This is a genomic window from Reinekea marinisedimentorum (genome assembly GCF_004341165.1).
Lineage (GTDB): Bacteria > Pseudomonadota > Gammaproteobacteria > Pseudomonadales > Natronospirillaceae > Reinekea > Reinekea marinisedimentorum.
The window spans coordinates 350,198-368,892 of the sequence record NZ_SLZR01000001.1; the positions used below are offsets into that span (position 1 = coordinate 350,198).

Consider the following 18,695-nt stretch of genomic DNA (forward strand, 5'->3'; position numbering starts at 1 on the left):
AGGTAAAGCTGCTCATCGATTTGTATCAACATTGCGCTCGGCGAAAAATACCGTACGATGGTATAAGGTAGGCAGTGGTCACAATAACAAGTACGAACTAAACGAACATCCATAACGACAGCGGTCGTTTTTTGAGGCAGACATGATCGACTCAGACGGTTACCGGCCAAATGTCGGAATCATTCTGACAAATAAATCGGGGCAGGTTTTATGGGCTCGCCGCATCGGACAGGATGCCTGGCAGTTCCCGCAGGGCGGCATTCGTCAGCACGAAACCCCTGTTGAAGCGCTGTACCGCGAACTCAAAGAAGAGGTCGGTCTGAACGAACAGGATGTGGAAATCCTGGCCTGTACCCGCGGCTGGCTGAAGTACCGTTTACCTAAGCGGATGATCCGCCACAATACGCTGCCGATCTGTGTTGGCCAGAAGCAGAAGTGGTTCCTGCTGCGTATGCTGACCAGTGACGCCAATATTTCTTTTCATGCCTCCGATGACCCCGAGTTTGACGATTGGGACTGGGTTTCCTACTGGTATCCGCTGTCGAAGGTGGTGTCATTCAAGCGCGATGTCTACCGCATGGCGCTGGCCGAATTAGCACCACGAGCCACCCGCAGGCAGGTGGTTTATGACTGATCTGATCAACCTGCTGCGTAAGGTCGTGGAATCGGTCACCACCTCCAGAGATTTGAAGCAATCAATGGCAAGCCTGGTCAGCCTGATCCGCAAGGGCATGGCCGTCGATGCCTGCAACGTCTTTTTGTGGGACGGTAATCAGGATCGTTACGTTCTGGTGGCAACCGATGGCCTTAATCTGAACGTTGTTAATCACATAACCCTGTCCAAAAACGAAGGCCTGATCGGCTTTGTCGGTAAGCGTGAAGAACCGCTGAATCTGGCCGACAGCGTTAAACACCCGAATTACCACTATGTGCCGGATGTCGATGAAGATGAGTTTCACGGCCTGCTGGCGGTACCGATTATCCACAACCGTAAGGTGATCGGTGTTCTGTCGGCGCAGCGCTTCAAGGTGGGCCGTTTCCTCGATGAAGAAGAAGCCTTTTTGGTCACACTGTCGGCGCAGGTTGCCGGCGTTATTGCCGCCTCAGAGGCCACCGGTACGCTCTCCGGTATGGATTTACTCGGTGAGCAGGCCAGCAGAGATATCCGTTTTGATGGCATTGCCTGTTCCAACGGTGTGGCCATCGGAACCGCCCATGTTATCGCGCCGGGCATATCGCTGAGCAAAGTGCGCTACGCCGAAGCTGAAGACATTGAATCTGAGTTGCGGCACTTTGAAAACGCCCTGCATCAGGTGCGCGAAGAGCTGATGCAAACGCGCAGCAGCCTCGAATCTGAGCTGCGCCCGGAAGAACTGGCGCTGTTTGATGTTTACGCCGGCATCCTCGAAGATCAGGCCGTTGGCGATATGGTGCGCGATAAAATCCGCGCCGGTGAGACTGCCGTCAGTGCCCTGGCGGGTACCATGCGTGGCTACGTCAAACACTTCGAGGAGATGGAAGATTCCTACCTGCGTGAGCGAGCTTCCGATATGCGCGATCTGGGTCAGCGTATTCTGAACGCGTTGGTCGTTGAAGAGGATGACGCCCAGATTCCCGATGGTGCCATTCTGGTCGGTGAAGAGCTGTCTGCGGCGGTCTTTGGCTCGCTGCACCCGGATCAGGTGGCCGGTATTGTCTGTGTGAAGGGTTCATCGAACTCTCACCTGGCCATTCTGGCGCGGGCTTTGAATATCCCCACGGTGCTGGGTGCGCAGGAAATTCCCTGGCAGGAGCTCGATGGCAAAGAACTGGTGGTTGATGGCTATCGCGGTCACGTTTACTACCGGTTGACCGATGAGCGCCGTGAATACTTTGAAGAGCTGGTACGCGATGAGAAGATCCGCGTGCTCGGCCTGGAGTCATTGGCCGGGTTACCGAGCGAAACCGCCGATTGCGTTGCCGTTAACCTGATGATTAATACCGGTCTGCAGACCGATATTATCCGTTCAAAGGATACCGGTGCCGATGGCGTCGGTCTGTTCCGTACCGAGGTGCCGTTCATGATGCTGGGCCGTTTCCCCAGCGAAGAAGAGCAGGCCAGGATCTATCGGGCGCAGATGGAAGCCTTTCATCCCCGCCCGGTGACCATGCGCATGCTCGATATCGGCGGTGATAAGAGCCTCGATTACTTCCCGATTGAAGAAGCCAATCCCTTTCTCGGCTGGCGCGGCCTGCGGGTCACGCTCGACCACCCGGAGATTTTCATCGTTCAGGCCCGCGCTATGCTGCGTGCCAGTCTGGGGTTGAACAACCTGCGCATCATGCTGCCTATGGTGACCAGCGTTGGCGAGGTTGAGGAGGCGCTGGCGCTGATCCACCGAGCCATCTACGAACTGAATGATGAAGGCCTGAAGGTCGAGACCCCGGATATCGGCGTCATGATTGAGGTGCCATCGGCGGTTTATCTGATGAAGGAGCTCACCAGTCTGGTTGAGTTTGTCTCGGTCGGCAGCAATGACCTGACCCAATATATCCTGGCCGTTGACCGCAACAATCCGCGGGTTGCGGACATCTACGACAGTATGCACCCGGCGGTGCTGAAAGCGCTGAAGATCATTGTCGATGAAGGCAAGGCGGCGAATGTGCCGGTGAGCGTATGTGGTGAGTTGGCCGGTGATCCGCTCGGTGCGGTTGCTTTGCTGGGCCTGGGCTACCGCAGCCTGTCCATGAGCAGCGCCAACCTGCTGCGCGTGAAGGCGGTGATCCGCCAGATCGATGCCGGCTGGGCAGAGACCGTCGCAGCCGGCCTGCTTAATATCGACGATCCGAAGGTGATCCGTTCAACACTGCTGTTGGCCTTGCAGAAGGTGGGTGTACCGCTGACGTCACTGGGCTTGCTGCCGAAAGGCTAACAAAAAAAATGCCCGCATCAGCGGGCATCTCGTATCTTCTTCTTAGCATCTAGCATCTAGCACCTAGCACCTAGCACCTAGCATCTAGCATCTAGCATCTCAACTTACTTACGTGATGCGCGCTTACGCTCGTTTTCAGTCAGCAGCTTTTTACGCAGACGGATACTTTCCGGTGTCACTTCAACCAGTTCATCGTCTTCGATAAATTCCAGCGCCTGTTCCAGCGTGTGTTTTACCGGCGGCGTCAGGGTTAACGCTTCATCGGTACCGGAGGCACGAACGTTAGTCAGCTGTTTGCCTTTCGTCGGGTTAACAACCAGATCGTTGGATCGGGAATGCAGGCCAACAATCTGACCTTCATACACTTCGGCGCCATGACCCAGGAACAAGCGGCCACGATCCTGCAGCGGGAACAGACCATAGGCCAGGGTTTTACCCTTCACCATAGAAACCAGAACACCGTTCTGGCGGCTGACGACTTCACCCTGTTTAACCGGGCCGTAGTGGTCAAAGATGCTGGTCATAATGCCGGAGCCGGAGGTCAGCGTCAGGAACAATCCACGGAAGCCGATCAGCCCGCGTGAGGGGGCCAGGAACTCAAGCTTGATACGGCCTTTGCCGTCCGGTTCCATGTTGGTCAGCTCGGCTTTACGCAGGCCCAGCTCTTCCATGATGGCGCCCTGATGCTGGTCTTCAACATCAATCACAACCTGTTCGAATGGCTCGTGTACCTGGCCATCCACCACGCGCTGGATTACTTCCGGACGGGAAACTCCCAGCTCGAAGCCTTCACGGCGCATGGTTTCAATCAATACCGACAGGTGCAGTTCGCCACGGCCGGATACGCGGAATTTATCCGGGGTATCGCCTTCCTGAACGCGCAGTGCAACGTTGTGGATAAGTTCCTGCTCCAGACGCTCTTTGATGTTGCGCGAGGTAACGAACTTGCCTTCTTTACCGGCAAACGGCGAGTCGTTGACCTGGAACGTCATGCTGACGGTTGGCTCATCGACGGAAAGCGCCGGCAGGGCTTCAACCTGTTGCGGGTTACAGAGGGTGTCTGAAATCTGCAGTTTATCGATACCGGTAATACAGACGATGTCGCCGGCTGATGCGGAGTCGACCTCGACGCGCTCCAGGCCATGGTAACCCATCACCTGAAGTACTTTTTTATTCTTGCGAACGCTGCCATCCGCGCTGATGATGCTGACCTGGTCATTCGGCTTGATGCTGCCGCGGGTAATGCGGCCGACACCGATGACGCCCACATACGAGTTGTAGTCCAGTGCTGAAATCTGCATCTGGAACGGGCCTTCGGTATCAACATCCGGTGCAGGAACCACATCGGTAATCATCTGGAACAGTGGCGTCATATCATCTGCCATGTTTTCAGGGTCGTCACCGGCAATGCCGTTCAGTGCAGACGCATAAATAACCGGGAAGTCGAGCTGTTCTTCGGTTGCACCTAAGCGGTCGAACAGATCAAATACCTGATCCATCACCCAGTCCGGGCGGGCACCGGGGCGGTCGACCTTGTTGATCACAACAATCGGCTTCAGGCCCTGAGCAAATGCTTTTGAGGTCACAAAACGGGTCTGTGGCATAGGGCCGTCAACGGCATCGACCAGCAGCAATACCGAGTCAACCATCGACAATACGCGCTCTACTTCACCACCGAAGTCGGCGTGTCCGGGGGTATCTACGATGTTAATGCGGTAATCGTTCCACTTAATGGCGGTGTTTTTCGCCAGAATGGTAATGCCGCGCTCTTTTTCCTGGTCGTTGGAGTCCATGATGCGCTCGGCACCCTGGTCTTTACGGCCCAGTGTGCCGGATTGCTGCAAGAGTTTGTCGACCAGTGTGGTTTTACCATGGTCAACGTGGGCGATAATGGCGATATTCCGCAAGTTTTCGATCACTGGTCTGATTCCGATTGGATAGTAAGGGCGCGGATTATACCTGTCGCGTATGAAAATGATACAAATTGCCCTGTCCGAACACTGAAAGAGCGGGCAATTATCGCTTTTTAGCCTACAGGCGGTGAGTTTTGTCGCTTAAACCGCGACTCAGGCCCGGCGAGTCGGCATGAATCTGCTCGAAGATCGCCAGCAGACCGGTCAGTGCCTCGTCCAGTTTGGCCCGCTGCTGGCGGTTAAGGCCCTGCAGCATGGCTTCCATATTGGCGATATGTTCCGGCAGCGCTTTGTCGATGCGGGCAAAGCCGGCCTCCGTTAACCGTACCCGCTTCTGGCGGGCGTCCTGGGCATTGCTTTCTCGGATGATCCAGCCTCTGCTTTCCAACGATTTCAGCCGGTGGGTCATGGTGCCAGAGGTTACCATCAGTGCTGAAAACAGCGCCGTCGGCGTTAACGAATAGGGTGCGCCGGCGCGGCGCAGAGTCGCCAGTACGTCAAATTCCCAGGAGGTCAGCTCAAAGCGGGAAAAGACCGCATCCAACAGAGGTTGGTAGAGCACTGAGCAGCGCTTTAAACGGCCGAGTGTGGCCATGGCATCGGTGGCCAAGCCGGGTATTTCCTGTTGCCACTGGTGAACGATTTTGTCTACGGCATCGGGCTTCATGGTGGTCTCCCAGAATGTGTTGTCGTTATTTTATCTTGAATTCAAGATAATTTATTCCCATACTCTCTTGAACTCAAGATAAATCCGGAGCTTTCGTGACCCGCTGGACCCCCATTCTGTCCGCCTTACTGGGCGGTGCGCTGTTAGCACTGATGATTGCCATGAACAGCCAGCTGTACCTCTATGTCAGCCCGCTGGTGTCGTCATGGATTGCCCACGGCATGGGCGCGATCACCGCTCTGCTGATGCTGTTGCTGTTATCGCGCCGGAAGCCAGTAGCTGAGCCTGCTGCATTGGCCATTCCTTGGTGGGCGTATCTGGGTGGTGTCAGTGGTGCTGTGCTGGTGGTGCTGGCGGTAATCACTGTCAACAGCTTTCTGGGCATCACTGGCACCCTGGTGCTCTCTATTGTGGGTCAGGTGATGTTTGGCCTGTTCAGCGATCAGTTTGGCTGGTTTGGTCTTGCTGTGCATCCGGTTACCCGGGCTCGATTGCTGGCCGTTATTCCCATCGTTTTGGGCTCGTTTTTTATCGTAGTTGCCAAGGGCCTGCTGTCATGATTTTTATCTTATTTGCTTTGTTGAATGGCGCCCTGATTGCAATTGCCCGGGCATTGAATGGTCGCCTGGCTGTGCAGAAGAATGCGCTCTACGCTTCGTGGATTAATCATCTGGTTGGTTTTGTGGCGCTGACCGGTGTGCTACTGCTTGCTGGCCTGCCAACCGGTGTAGCGGATGTGCCGCCGCTGCTCTTTTTTGGCGGAGCTATTGGTGCGCTCTATGTCAGTCTGAACAGCTATATTGTGCCGAAACTGGGGGTTACGATGGCGACACTGCTGGTCATTGCCGGGCAAATGGTCATGAGCCTGCTGTTGGATTTGTGGCTCGGCAAACTGCCCTGGGTCTTCAACCTTCCGATGTTATTGCTGCTGACCGGCTGTTTACTGCTGGTTTTCGGTTTCTATCAGCTGTTAAGGGCCCGTTAACAGGCCCTGTTAAAGCATATCCGTTAACTCAAAAACGCCTCATAAGCCGGGTTTTTCGACTCATCCCAGTAGGGGTAACCCAGTTCATCGAGCTTGGTGTAAAAGTCTTTGATGTCTTCCTTCGGCACCTGCACACCACAAAGCACGCGGCCATAGGCGGCGCCGTGGTTGCGGTAATGGAACAGGCTGATGTTCCAGTGGCCGCCCAGCGCGTTGAGGAATTTCAGCAGTGCCCCCGGCCGTTCCGGGAACTCGAAGCGCAGCAGCAACTCGTTCTGAACCCCTGCTGAATGCCCGCCGACCATGTGACGCACGTGCATCTTGGCAACCTCGTTTTTGGTGAGGTCCAGCACATGGTAGGTGTCTTCCTGCAGGCGCTTGAGGATGGTTTCACGCTCATCATCACCGGTCGTTTTCAGGCCAACGAAGATCCGTGCGTTGCTGGCATCGTTGTAGCGGTAGTTGAATTCAGTAATCTGGCGTTTGCCGATGTGCGAAATGAAGCGCTTAAAGGAACCGGGTTTCTCTGGAATGGTCACCGAGAAGATCGCCTCGTGGTGTTCACCGACCTCGGCACGTTCGGCGACATAGCGCAGGCGGTCGAAGTTGACGTTGGCACCGGAACAGACCGTGACCAGTGTTTTACCCTGCAGCTGATTGCGCTCAATGTACTTTTTCATGCCTGCGGTGGCGGTGGCTCCGGCTGGCTCGGCCACCGAACGGGTATCGTCGAAGATATCTTTAATGGCAGCGCAGATTTCGTCGGCACTGACGGTAATCACTTCATCGATGCAGTCTTTCAACACCTTGAAGGTTTCCTTGCCGATCTGGGCCACAGCAATACCGTCGGCAAACAAGCCGACTTCTTTCAGTGAGGTGCGACGGCCGGCTTTTAAGGCGGCATCCAGGCAGGCGCTTTCTTCGTATTCAACGGCGATGACTTTGATTTCCGGGCGCAGGTATTTGATGTAGGCACTCACGCCGGCCGCCAAACCGCCGCCGCCAACCGGCACAAAGACGGCATCGATCTTTTCCGGCGAGTGCTGGTGCAGCATCTCACGGGCGATTGTACCTTGGCCAGCGATGACATCCGGATCGTCATAGGGGTGTACAAAGGTCAGGTTGTTTTCCTGTTGCAGCTTCACCGCATGCGCGTAGGCCTCATCGAAGGAATCGCCATGCAGTACTACCTTGCCGCCGCGCGAGCGCACCGAGCTTACCTTGATCGGTGGCGTGGTCACCGGCATGACGATGGTTGCTTTAATGCCCATCAGCTTGGCCGATTGCGCCACTCCCTGAGCGTGGTTGCCGGCAGAGGCGCAGATAATTCCGGCCTGTTGCTGCTCTTTGCTCAGGTTGGCGATCATGTTGTAGGCACCGCGAATCTTGAAGGAGAACACGGATTGCAGATCTTCACGCTTAATTAAAATCTGATTGCCCAGTCGGTTGCTCAGTGAGGAGGCAATTTCAAGCGGCGTTTCGATCGCGGCTTCGTAGACTTTGGCGCTCAGAATTTTTTTCGTGTATTTCTCTAACATGAAGATCCTTTTGGGTGGCATTTGCCAGTCATCAAATTTTACGGAGAGCACAGTGTACGGAAATGCACCTTAACTCCAAGGGCTTTAGCAAAACACTTACCGCTACTGGCAGCTGATGGTGCCGGCTGTTTACAGCACTGAGGTGCAGAGAAAATCGAACAGGCTGTGAAAAAGCCCCGTGCTCACTATAATGTGGCTAACAGGCTGGAGGTATAGCAAATGACACAAGATGAACTGAAAAAACTGGTCGCTCAGGCGGCGCTGGATTACATCAAACCGCAAATTCAACCCAATGCCATTATTGGTGTGGGCACCGGGTCTACCGCTAATTGCTTTATTGATGCGCTGGCGACCCGCAAAGACGACTTTAAAGGGGCCGTTGCCAGTTCGGATGCCACGGCAGAGCGCTTGCAGCAGCATGGCATTGAAGTGTTTGATATGAACGATGTGGAATCGCTGGCGGTGTATGTGGATGGCGCCGACGAGGCCAACCGCAAGCTGGAGTTGGTCAAGGGCGGCGGTGGCGCGCTGACGCGGGAGAAAATCGTGGCGTCGATCTCCGAAAAGTTCATCTGTATTGCCGATGAATCGAAAGCGGTTGAAACGCTGGGTGGCTTTCCGCTGCCGGTTGAGGTGATCCCTATGGCCCGCAGTGCGGTGGCGCGACAGATCGTTAAGCTGGGGGGCAACCCGGTGTACCGTGAAGGCGTGGTGACCGATAACGGCAATGTTATTCTCGATGTACACGGCCTGAAAATTACCGATGCGAAGAAGCTGGAAGCGGCGCTGAACAACATTGTTGGCGTAGTGACCAACGGCCTGTTTGCCCATCGCCCGGCGGATGTTCTGCTGCTGGGAACGGCCGGCGGGGTAAAAACGCTGACGGTGATTAACACCTCGGCAGGTGCCGGCGAGTTTTACTAGCCCTGGCACGGGTTTCCGTTAAAACCACAAAAGGGGCATTGAGCCCCTTCTGTTTGTCGATAAACCCCGCCGTCGAAAAGGTATCACTTAAATGGACCGCTGCAAGTATCGTCCTGATACGCTCGACGAAAACATCCTTGTTTTCGACGTCCATTTAAGTGATACCTTTTCACCGTCTCGAAGACTGTGACAGCTTTGTCATTAGCTTGAGGGGGCATTGAGCCCCTTTTTTTATTTCGACTGAAGATTACTTCAGCTTAGCCAGCATATCGCGAGTAACCAGGGTGACGCCCTTCTCAGTCACGCGGAAGCCGCGCTTCTTATCGAGCTCGTGGTCAAAACCAATCTCCATACCCTGTGGAATGTTACAGCCACTGTCGACAATCACCTTCTTCAGTTTGCAGTCTTCAGCAACATCGCAACCTGGCATCAGAACCGACTCCTTAATCACACTGCGTGAGTGCGTGTGCACGCGTGAGTACAGTAACGAGTTGCTGATGCTGGAACCGGAAATAATACAGCCACCGGAAACGGTCGAGTCGACCGCCATGCCGCGTCGGTCATCATCGTTAAAGATGAATTTTGCCGGTGGCACCATTTCCTGGAAGGTCCAGATTGGCCACTCTTTGTCGTAGAGGTTCAGCGAAGGCGTAGGCGATACCAGCTCCATGTTGGCTTCCCAGAACGAATCCAGTGTACCTACATCTCGCCAGTAGGGCTGCTCGCCGGTTTCCGGGTCTTTGAAGGCGTGAGCATAAACATTGTGCTTTTCAATGATCGACGGAATGATGTCGTTGCCGAAGTCGTGGCTGGAATTGCTGTCGGCACCGTCTTTTTCCAGCTGTTCAAACAAAAATTTAGTGGTGAATACGTAGTTGCCCATAGACGCCAGGCACTTACCCGGCTTGCCGGGGATGGGGTTTGGCTCGGCAGGCTTTTCATCAAAGGCAACCACCCGGCCGGTTTCATCGGCGGTCATCACGCCGAATGCACCCGCGGCTTCTTCGATATCCGTTTCAAGACAGCAAACCGTCATATCGGCACCATTAGCCACGTGTTCAGCGATCATCAGACCGTAGTCCATGCGGTAAACGTGGTCACCGGAGAGCACCAGTACATACTTGGGGTTTTCGGAGCGCAGAATATCGAGGTTCTGGTGCACCGCATCGGCGGTACCGACATACCAGTCGTCGCCCATGCGCTGAGAGGCTGGCAGTACATCGACAAATTCCGAGGTATCGGCCTTGAAGTTACCCCAGCCACGCTGAATATGGCGGATCAGGGAGTGCGATTTGTATTGCGTGGCAACACCAATGCGGCGAATGCCCGAGTTAATACAGTTGGAAAGAGGAAAGTCGACAATACGGTACTTACCACCAAAGTAAACGGCCGGCTTTGCCCGCCAGTCGGTTAATTCATGTAGTCGGCTGCCGCGGCCACCTGCCAGCACCAGAGCATAGGTATCTTTGGTCAGGTTACTGATAAAGCGATCTGTTTTTTGGACCATGCGGTTTCTCCATTGAGGCGATTTCAGAGATTTTTAATAGTTATTTTTAAATGTTAGAACACTAGAGATATTTCGCTGTGAAGATTCCCGGCTAAAAGCCGAGACTCAACTTTTTATTCTTTTTTTTAGAATGTTAATTCGAACCCTTATGAAATTAGCACATAGAAATTGAGATTGACCATGTGCTGCAGGTCATTATTAATTTGACCAGCTCAAAGTTTCATAATGTTGACGAACATCAAATCAGACCAGCTTTCCGGGCGAGCGACTAGGTCTATTTTCAGCGAGGGAGGAAACTCGCTTTTACTTCTCTGGAATGCGCCCTGGCCTCTGGTGTCTATTCGACCCGTTGCCAGGTTTGAGTACGGCCAATGGCCGCCAGCCCAATATAGCCACGAACATCCAGCAGCGTGCCGTCTTCCGTCAGCGTCACTTTGGCCTTGTACTCTTTTCCGTTGGCCGGATCGAGGATGGTACCGCCCTTCCAGCTGTCACCTTTCTGGCTCAAGCCCCACAAGAAGGTCATGCCTTCAATCGGCTGATCTTTACGCTCACCCTTGCACTCTTCACAGGTTGGGTTGGGTTCGCTGGGGTTGAGTAGCTTTTCGATGCGGCCTTTAAGCTCGCCGTTTTCAATCCACACAGAAACCAGGCTCTTCGGTTCGCCGGTTTCGTCATCAATGGTCCGCCAGGTACCTTCGGGGCTGCTGTTGTCAGCGAAGGCCAATGGTGTCAGCAGTATCAGCAGGGTGAGCATCAGTTTTTTCATTTTTATTGTCTCAACGATTGTTTGGAAGTTAACGATTGCCTGGAAATTAACTGTAGCAGAAGCGAAACCTGAGGCCATTGCGACCTAAGTAGAAAATCAGGCGGTCAGTTCTGCCGCTTTTGCCGCAACCAGTTGAGTCAGCAGTGATGGCGCGAATTCAATTTGCAGGCCGCGCTTGCCGCCGCTGGTAAAGATGGTGTCGAACCTGAGGGCACTGTTATCGAAGGCAATGGGCAGGCGTTTGCGCTGGCCGAACGGGCTGATGCCACCAACCACATAGCCGGTGGCCTTTTCTGCGAGATCGGTTTCCGCCATCGCCGCGCTTTTGGCATTGAAGGCTTTCGCCGCCAGCTTCAGGTTCAGCGTACCGGAAGCGGGCACCACGCATATGGCGGGCTTTTTTGCATCGCCATTCAGGCAGATGACCAGGGTTTTGAACAGCTGGTCGTGACTGATGCCGACAGAGTCAGCCACGGCCTGGCCATAGTTCTGGTGCGAACCCTTAGCGGGGTCGCCGTAGGCAACATCGTAGCTGTGAACGTTGAATTCCGCCTTCTGCTGCTTCAGGAACCGGCAGGCTGGCGTCATTTGCCGCCACCGCGGACAGAATTCAGAGGCAGCTCGATAATGACATTAAGCCCGGTCGGCTTATTATTGAAGGCTTCAATTTTTCCGCCGTGCAGCTGTACTGCCTGCAGCGCAATATTCAGCCCCAGGCCGGCGCCGGAATTGGTTTGATCGAGCCGATAGAAGGGGTCAAACAAGCGCTCCAGTTTATCCTCCGGTACCCCGGGGCCCTGATCCGAAATACCGACCAAAAGGCGGTTATCGGTTTGGGTCATGGTCACGGTGATGGTGCCGTCGGCAGGTGTAAAGCGCAGCGCGTTACGGATGACATTGTCAAAGGTACTGTGTAGCAGTTGGGCATCGGCCTTGATGCGCACGCCCTTGAGGATGTGGTCGTTAATCTTGATATTGCGCGGTTGAGCTTCAAAGCGGGCGTCTTCGACAACCTTGCGGATGATGTCGTCCACCTCCAGCGTTTGCCAGTCGGCCTGATGCATATCGTTTTCGAAGCGGCTCAGCTTAAGGATCTGCGCGATCATGTGTTCCAGCCGGTCGGTTTCACGCTCAATGCGATCGAGTGCTCGGTCCAGCCCTTCCGGTGCCTTCTGCCGCACAATACCCATGGCGACCTGCAGCCGTGTTAGCGGTGAACGTAACTCATGTGAGACGTTACTGAGCAGGCGCTGCTGGGCAGACACCAGGTCTTCCAGCCGGGTTGCCATGTCATCGAAGTCACGGCCGAGTTCGCCGATTTCGTCCTGACGGCGGGATACGCTGACACCTGCGCGGGAGTCGAGCTCACCACGGGCAAGCCCGCGCACCGACTGCCGCAGCTTTTCGATAGGCCGCACCAGCGACCAGGTGAGCAGCAGACTCATCAGACCGGAAATGATCAGTGCCAGCGTCAGCTGCATCCATTTTTTATCCAGCCAGTTGGGCAGGTTGGCCGGGCTCAGCGGCGGAATGCCGCGCAGGAACAGCAGGAAACTCATGCCATTAATGGTGATGGGAATCGGCCCCAGCCAGTTTTCGGTATCCCAGGTGCCAATCTGCATGCCTTCGCCTTCCATCATCTCAGACAGCATGACCAGTATCCGCTTGGGCGGTTGAGGCGCACCCAGCATGCGGTAGTTGGTGTCGACCAGATACCACTGATAAATCGAGGTGGAGTTGAATTCAGCCAGGGTTTGCGCCAGTCGGGCATAGTCTTCGCTGTCAAAATTGACCGTCGGCAACTGCATGGTATCGAGAATTTCGATGTGCTCTTCTGTCGGGGCATCAATCCTGTACTGCTGCGATTGCTGAACAGAAACAAAATAGGCTGCACTGACAATGAGGATCAGAGAAAACCAGAAGCTGAGCCAGATCTTGCCGAAGATCGAGCCCAGCGGGTTGAGTTTGTGAAAGTGCATGACGACCCTCTTAATTGGTGCTGCTTAAAATTAAGGGGCTTACGACCCTGAGCTGTTACTGGTTAGGGTCTACGAACAGATAGCCAATACCTCGAATGGTCTGGATTTTCGATTGCTCGGAAGAGCCACCCAGCTTACGGCGAACATTGGAGACGTGCATATCGATGGAACGGTCATAAGCCATAATCTCGCGGCCCAGAACTTCCAGATAGAGGTCTTCCTTCGGTACGGCCTTGCCGGCACGCGACATTAGTACGCGCAAAACCTTGAATTCACTGGTGGTCATAGGAATATGCTCACCGTCGCAATAAACCCGGTAGGTATCGAAATTCAGTTCAACGCCGTTGCAGGCGAGAATGCCGCTGTCGTTGTTCTGCAGGCTGCGGTCCAGCTCAATACGGCGGATCAACGCTTTAATACGCGCCAGCAGCTCACGGTGGCTGTAGGGTTTGGCCAGATAGTCATCGGCGCCCAGCTCCAGGCCGAGGATGCGGTCGGTTTCTTCGCCCTTGGCGGTCAGCATCAGCACCGGCACGATGGAGTTCTGGCGAATGCGTTTCAGGGTTTCGAAGCCATCGATGCCCGGCATCATGACATCCAGAAGGACCAGGTCGTAATGGTGCAGAGCGATCTTTTCGATACCCTCTTCACCGGTGTGCGCAGCCTCTAAGCGGTAACCTTCTACTGAAAGATACTCCCCCAGTAGTTCTGCTAAATCTCTATCGTCGTCGATCAATAGAATGCTGTGTGTACTCATAGTTTTTGTCTCAATTTAAATCCATGACTGCGATATGCGCGTAGTTTTGGGAAATACCAAGCCTTTGGCCAATGCTTTTACTGCACGTTTACGCCCTTTGTAAACACAAAATAATGCACCAATTTCGCAGACGTTTCGTTACTATTTGCGCGTTGAACAGGTGATTTATGATTGAAGATGATGAATTCGATGCCTTCATGCAGGAAATGAAAGGCGTCAAACCAATAAAAGCGAAAAAGAAGGTTGATCTGGCCCGGCCCAAGGTGCAGGAGCCTTCACTGATCCATCGCCGGCAGATGGCGGTGAAGGTGGAAAAGGGCTCAAACAACCACTTAACCGAAGAGATTATCGATCTGGTTCACCCGCTGGATGTGCTCGAATACCGCAGCGATGGTGTGTCGCTGGGGGTGTTTCGTAACCTGAAGCGCGGTCAGTACGCCATTGATGCGCGCCTCGATCTGCACCATAAGAAGATGAAACAGGCGCGTGAAGAGGTGTTCCAGTTCATTAAAGATTGCCAGAAGTATGATATTCGCTCGGCCATTATTCTGCACGGCAAGGGTGAGCTGAGTGAGCCGAAGGCGTTCCTGAAATCCTGCACCAATACCTGGCTGAAGCAGATTCCCGAGGTCATCGCCTTTCACAGTGCGCAGAAGCATCACGGTGGCGTCGGTGCGCTCTACGTGCTGATTAAAAAGAGTGATCACAAAAAGCAGGAAAACCGTATTCATTACAACAAGGGCCGTGTTGACAACTGACTGACTCAAAGTTGCGCTCAGTTCTGATGGTAAGGAAATATTTTGGTTTTTTGGCGTCTTTCTATGTCAATAAACTGCCATGTTGCTATTCTTGCCGGCCTCTACTGACCACGAGCGTCAACTTTTGCTGCTCAACCGGGTACAAATGACCCGCTAAGTCAGCATTTATTGTGCACTTGGGCATATTTTTTAAAATGTTGGTGCTAGTTCACTCTTTATTAGTGGTATTTGGCTAAAATTTAGCCTGTAAATTGAGTTTGAAAGGTGCGTTGTTATGTCTAGTGCAACCGTTACTCAGATCGGAAAGCATCGTAAGAACAGTCGTAAGATTGATACTGTGCGTCTGGGTGCGTTGGCCAACCGGTTTAAGAATTTTGTGCCGGTCGTTCTCGACAGCTTCTTTATTGAGGCTGATGATTTTCTGTTCAAAATGGCGGATTCAACGTCAAACGCGTTTGAATCCGGTCAGTTCTTTGAGCAGTTACGTGCACTGCGCCTGCAAAAAAATGACATCCGCACCGCGATCATCAACAACGTCGACCGTTGGCTCAACGGTGACCATACACCGGCTGATCAGGCGCAGGCGAGTGAAGAAAAGCCCAACCTGAGCCTGCTCGATGATGTCGCTCTGGAGCGGACTCTGGCGATCGACAGCTTCGCAGCCCGCACCATTGAACGCTCCGGCAATGAATGGCTGGCGTTCCATGAACGCATGCTGGCGTTGACCGGTGAAAAGAATCTCAGCCGCAAAGACATCCCCTTTAATGCCGAGATCTTCGGTGAAATCGTGCTCACCGAGCTGGAAACACTGGAAAGCAAGCTGTCCACAGTACTGATGCTGTTCCGTAAGTTCGATGGCATTGCCCTGCCCAAGCTGCTCGAGTTCTACCAGCGCTCGAATGTTTGGCTGATAGAAGAAGGCGTGCTGCCGAACCTGAATTTGCATGCCCCGCACAAGCCCAGCTTGCCAACTCATGACCCCAAAACCTTTGCCACTCTCGGTGCCAGCCTGGCCAGTGCTCAGGGCGTGTCCATCGGCGCTGCCGTGCCGGGTATGCCGGGTGCCGGTGGCAACGGCGTCATGGTCGATGCCGGTCTGCTTTCATCGATGATGGCGTCGATTAGCCAACTGCAGGCGCAAACCGTTGCCGCACCGAGCGCGCATAACCTTGATGCCTTGAAAGACTGGACCGCCAGTCAGGCCAAGGAAGTCACCCGTCAGACTCAGGGCACACTCGAAGCAGGCACCGTTTCGCTGGTCGCTATGCTGTTTGAATACATTTTGGATGATAAAAACCTGTCGGCACACATGAAGCAGCTGCTGGCGCGTATGCAGATTCCCATCATTAAGGTGGCGATTCTCGATAAAGACTTCTTTACCGATACCGACCACAGCGCCCGGCTGTTGCTCAACCGTATGGCGCGCTCGGCAACCGGCTGGAATCCCGGCGCCGCCATTGAAAACGACATGCTGCTCGACGGGATGGAAAAGATTGTCAGTCGTCTGGCCCACGAGTTCGATGATGACGTCACGGTGTTCGATGAGCTGCTGACCGAATTTGACCAGCTGCTCGAAGGCTATGAGGCCGAGCTCAGCAAGCAGGTTGAAGAAGTGAAGGCTGTTGAACAGCAGGCCTTTGAAGCGCATCAGAAGCAGGACCGGGCACGCATCTTTATGGACACCCTGTTGGCCAACGAGGCACTGCCGGATTCGCTGTACAAATTGCTGGATGTGAACTGGTATCAGCTGATGAGGTCGATATTTAACAGCAGCGGCGAAAGCAAGGGCTGGAAAACCAGCGGTCGCATTGCCAAAGAACTGGTTTGGTCACTGCAACCAAGTGTGCAGATTACCCACAGGGCCCGTTTTGAACAGCTGGTGCCAAAACTGCTCGAGGGCTTTGCCAACGGCCTGAAAGCCTGCAGATTCTCGGAAGCTCAAATCAACAGCGCGCTGGCGGAGGTTAAGAATTATCATGCCCTCTATGCCCAACCGCTGAATGAATCCATATGGGAAGCCCAGGAAAAGCTGGACCGCTTTGAAGAGGCCTCTAAGGTTGCCGATGCCGTTATTGAAGAGCCTGCACCGCTGAAGGTCGATGAGCCGGTCGTGCAGATTAAGAATGCCGACTTGAGCTACTACATGGATCAGGTTGAATCGCTGTCGGAAGATCAGTGGTTCGATATTGAGCAGAGCGATGGCAGCTACGAGCGTGGCCGCCTGAGCTGTATTGTGGGTGCCGGCAGTAAGTATGTGTTCACGAACTACGCCGGTGAAAAAATTGCCGAGCGCTCGGCGATTGGCCTGGCCATGTCGATGCGTAATGATCAGTTCCGACTGATTGCGGAAGACCCGCTGTTTGATCGCATGATTGATACGCTGGTTGAAGATTTGGGTCAGGATTCCGTCACGCAATAGTGACGGCCTGTCGGCTGAAGTTTTTTTGACTGCCCTGTCATGCGGTTGGCGCAACCCGTGGCGGCAACTCCCCCTCCCTTACCTCTGACATTTATTCGGGGTTGTAATATTGAGCCTGGCTGATGTTTTCGCGCTGCTTTCGCCGGCGAAACTGAATCCCGGCTTAACAGGTGAATTCTGGCCTATAGTGTTAACCGCATCGTCGCTTTATTCTTGGTTTGTTAAAGCCGGAGGCGCGGAAATGAAGTTAACCTATTGTTTGATGGTGGCGGTGATCATGGTCAGTGGCTGTGCCACCGGGCCGCGCTACAACCTGAACACCAGCCTTGCACAGGCCAGCACCATGGCCACCAGCAGCAACCCGGCCGACCGGCAGATCAAGAGCAACCCGCCTTACTATAAGCCTTCGGCGCCGCGGGTCCGAAGCTCTGGTTATGTCTCTTACCGCAGCCGCAGCACGCACTACTCTCCCTATAACCCCGACGGTCAGCGCTTCTTTATTGGTTATTCGCAGGGCCTGAACCCGGATTCTCCGGATTACGATCTCAATGCCGGCATTCAGATTGGCTATGCGGCGCAATCCGGCGAGCTGGAATTCCGAATCATGGGTGAATACTCCGATGCCAGTTTTAATACCGACAGTGCGCAGGGGCTGAATTCGCCAGATATCCTGGCCATGCATTTTGATCTGGCCAGAGTGGTGCCGATGGGTGCCGTTGACTTCAGCATTGGCGGGCGGCTGTCGTTTTCAGGGCTTTATTTTGATTACGACAACCCGCTCTATATCGACGGCCGCCAGTACCGCAGCGACAGTCTGTTTGGCCTGGGCGTGGGCATTCCCAGCGGTCTTTTATGGTACGGCGACGGCATGAGTGTGCAGCTGCTGATCACACCGACCTGGACGATGTACAGCGATACCACGAGTATCGGCTTCAATAACGATGTGGTGGCCAACAACTTTAATATTCCGGTGAGCGTTGCCGTGGGTTTTGAGTTCTAAGCTCACTGGTTTAGTTTTATTTTTTATCAAATACCGCGAATGAGTAGTTATAAGGGTTGGAGTCGTCGGCAGAAAACGCTTCCCGGCCAATCTCAGTAAACTGGCTGAGGTCAAATTCCGGGAAGAAGGCATCGCCAGCCACCTCGGCATGCACAAAGGTAATGTACAGCCGGTCTGCTCTGGGCAGGCACAACTTATAGATTTCGGCACCGCCCATCACGATTACCTCATCGCTGGCGTTCACCAGGCTGCTGGCCTCGGCCAGTTCAATGGCCTGATCCAGGCTGGTCACAACGTGGACCCCCTCGGCGCGGTAGCTTTCATCACGGGTAATGACAATGTTGGTGCGGTTAGGCAGCGGCTTACCAATGCTTTCATAGGTTTTACGGCCCATGATGACCGCCTTGCCGGTGGTCAGCTGTTTAAAGTATTTCAGATCGTTAGGCAGGTGCCACGGCAGTTTGTTGTTGCGGCCGATGGTGCGGTTTTCTGCCATTGCCCAGATTAATGAAATACGCATTACTTTGCCTCTTGCTGATCGAATGTGGTTTGCGATGAAGAGTTGGA

The 18,695-nt window shown here is 54.1% G+C and carries 17 protein-coding genes; 8 read left to right on the plus strand and 9 right to left on the minus strand.

Features of this window, described 5'->3' with window-relative positions; genetic code table 11:
• Nucleotides 1-142: 142 nt before the first annotated feature.
• Together BCF53_RS01705 and ptsP are read left to right on the plus strand one after the other, a co-directional pair.
• A complete protein-coding gene (locus tag BCF53_RS01705) occupies nucleotides 143-634 on the plus strand; it encodes an RNA pyrophosphohydrolase (RefSeq protein WP_132699233.1) in 492 nt (163 codons plus the stop codon).
• Entirely contained in the window at nucleotides 627-2,912 is a 2,286-nt protein-coding gene (gene ptsP, locus BCF53_RS01710) for a phosphoenolpyruvate--protein phosphotransferase (protein ID WP_243645747.1), read from the plus strand. The genes BCF53_RS01705 and ptsP overlap by 8 nt, the downstream gene beginning before the upstream one ends.
• A gap of 104 nt (nucleotides 2,913-3,016) precedes the next feature.
• Here the strand turns inward: ptsP and typA are convergent, their stop codons facing one another.
• Together typA and BCF53_RS01720 are read right to left on the minus strand one after the other, a co-directional pair.
• Complete coding sequence (gene typA / locus BCF53_RS01715; protein ID WP_132699235.1) at nucleotides 3,017-4,831, minus strand: translational GTPase TypA; 1,815 nt, start codon at nucleotides 4,829-4,831, stop codon at nucleotides 3,017-3,019.
• Nucleotides 4,832-4,943: 112 nt separating this feature from the next.
• The gene (locus BCF53_RS01720) at nucleotides 4,944-5,492 is read right to left on the minus strand and encodes a MarR family winged helix-turn-helix transcriptional regulator (RefSeq protein ID WP_132699237.1); all 549 of its coding nucleotides are present in this window, start codon (nucleotides 5,490-5,492) and stop codon (nucleotides 4,944-4,946) included.
• Nucleotides 5,493-5,587: 95 nt separating this feature from the next.
• On the opposite strand from BCF53_RS01720, the gene BCF53_RS01725 reads away from it, so the two are divergent.
• Together BCF53_RS01725 and BCF53_RS01730 are read left to right on the plus strand one after the other, a co-directional pair.
• Nucleotides 5,588-6,052 (plus strand): DMT family transporter, encoded by a 465-nt coding sequence (locus BCF53_RS01725; protein WP_132699239.1) that lies wholly within the window; start codon nucleotides 5,588-5,590, stop codon nucleotides 6,050-6,052.
• Nucleotides 6,049-6,477 carry a DMT family transporter gene (locus tag BCF53_RS01730; RefSeq protein WP_132699241.1) on the plus strand — a complete coding sequence of 143 codons (429 nt, stop codon included), beginning with the start codon at nucleotides 6,049-6,051 and terminating at the stop codon, nucleotides 6,475-6,477. Before BCF53_RS01725 ends, BCF53_RS01730 begins: the two co-directional genes overlap by 4 nt.
• Nucleotides 6,478-6,500: 23 nt before the next feature.
• Here the strand turns inward: BCF53_RS01730 and ilvA are convergent, their stop codons facing one another.
• Nucleotides 6,501-8,015, minus strand: a complete 1,515-nt coding sequence (gene ilvA, locus BCF53_RS01735) for a threonine ammonia-lyase, biosynthetic (RefSeq protein ID WP_132699243.1) — start codon at nucleotides 8,013-8,015, stop codon at nucleotides 6,501-6,503.
• 219 nt (nucleotides 8,016-8,234) lie between these two features.
• Between ilvA and rpiA the strand changes: the two genes are divergently transcribed.
• Nucleotides 8,235-8,939 carry a ribose-5-phosphate isomerase RpiA gene (gene rpiA, locus BCF53_RS01740; protein ID WP_132699245.1) on the plus strand — a complete coding sequence of 235 codons (705 nt, stop codon included), beginning with the start codon at nucleotides 8,235-8,237 and terminating at the stop codon, nucleotides 8,937-8,939.
• Nucleotides 8,940-9,186: 247 nt separating this feature from the next.
• On the opposite strand, the gene glgC is transcribed toward rpiA, so the two are convergent.
• The 5 genes from glgC to BCF53_RS01770 form a co-directional block, all read right to left on the minus strand.
• Nucleotides 9,187-10,446, minus strand: coding sequence for a glucose-1-phosphate adenylyltransferase (glgC, locus tag BCF53_RS01750; protein ID WP_132699247.1), 1,260 nt, complete (start codon nucleotides 10,444-10,446; stop codon nucleotides 9,187-9,189).
• Nucleotides 10,447-10,783: 337 nt separating this feature from the next.
• The gene (locus tag BCF53_RS01755) at nucleotides 10,784-11,215 is read right to left on the minus strand and encodes a DUF2147 domain-containing protein (protein WP_132699249.1); all 432 of its coding nucleotides are present in this window, start codon (nucleotides 11,213-11,215) and stop codon (nucleotides 10,784-10,786) included.
• Nucleotides 11,216-11,311: 96 nt separating this feature from the next.
• Nucleotides 11,312-11,803 carry an aminoacyl-tRNA deacylase gene (locus BCF53_RS01760; protein ID WP_132699251.1) on the minus strand — a complete coding sequence of 164 codons (492 nt, stop codon included), beginning with the start codon at nucleotides 11,801-11,803 and terminating at the stop codon, nucleotides 11,312-11,314.
• Nucleotides 11,800-13,194 (minus strand): ATP-binding protein, encoded by a 1,395-nt coding sequence (locus tag BCF53_RS01765; RefSeq protein ID WP_132699253.1) that lies wholly within the window; start codon nucleotides 13,192-13,194, stop codon nucleotides 11,800-11,802. The genes BCF53_RS01760 and BCF53_RS01765 overlap by 4 nt, the downstream gene beginning before the upstream one ends.
• A 55-nt stretch (nucleotides 13,195-13,249) precedes the next feature.
• Entirely contained in the window at nucleotides 13,250-13,951 is a 702-nt protein-coding gene (locus tag BCF53_RS01770; protein WP_132699255.1) for a response regulator transcription factor, read from the minus strand.
• Nucleotides 13,952-14,118: 167 nt separating this feature from the next.
• Between BCF53_RS01770 and smrA the strand changes: the two genes are divergently transcribed.
• The 3 genes from smrA to BCF53_RS01785 all read left to right on the plus strand — a co-directional run bounded on the left by smrA (nucleotide 14,119) and on the right by BCF53_RS01785 (nucleotide 18,128).
• Nucleotides 14,119-14,709, plus strand: a complete 591-nt coding sequence (gene smrA / locus BCF53_RS01775; protein WP_132699257.1) for a DNA endonuclease SmrA — start codon at nucleotides 14,119-14,121, stop codon at nucleotides 14,707-14,709.
• A 274-nt stretch (nucleotides 14,710-14,983) separates the two neighbouring features.
• Nucleotides 14,984-17,128, plus strand: a complete 2,145-nt coding sequence (locus BCF53_RS01780) for a DUF1631 family protein (protein ID WP_132699259.1) — start codon at nucleotides 14,984-14,986, stop codon at nucleotides 17,126-17,128.
• A gap of 241 nt (nucleotides 17,129-17,369) precedes the next feature.
• A complete protein-coding gene (locus BCF53_RS01785; protein WP_132699261.1) occupies nucleotides 17,370-18,128 on the plus strand; it encodes a hypothetical protein in 759 nt (252 codons plus the stop codon).
• A gap of 16 nt (nucleotides 18,129-18,144) precedes the next feature.
• Here BCF53_RS01785 and BCF53_RS01790 read toward each other — a convergent pair whose 3' ends face one another.
• Nucleotides 18,145-18,648, minus strand: coding sequence for a dihydrofolate reductase (locus tag BCF53_RS01790; RefSeq protein ID WP_132699263.1), 504 nt, complete (start codon nucleotides 18,646-18,648; stop codon nucleotides 18,145-18,147).
• Nucleotides 18,649-18,695 lie beyond the last annotated feature (47 nt).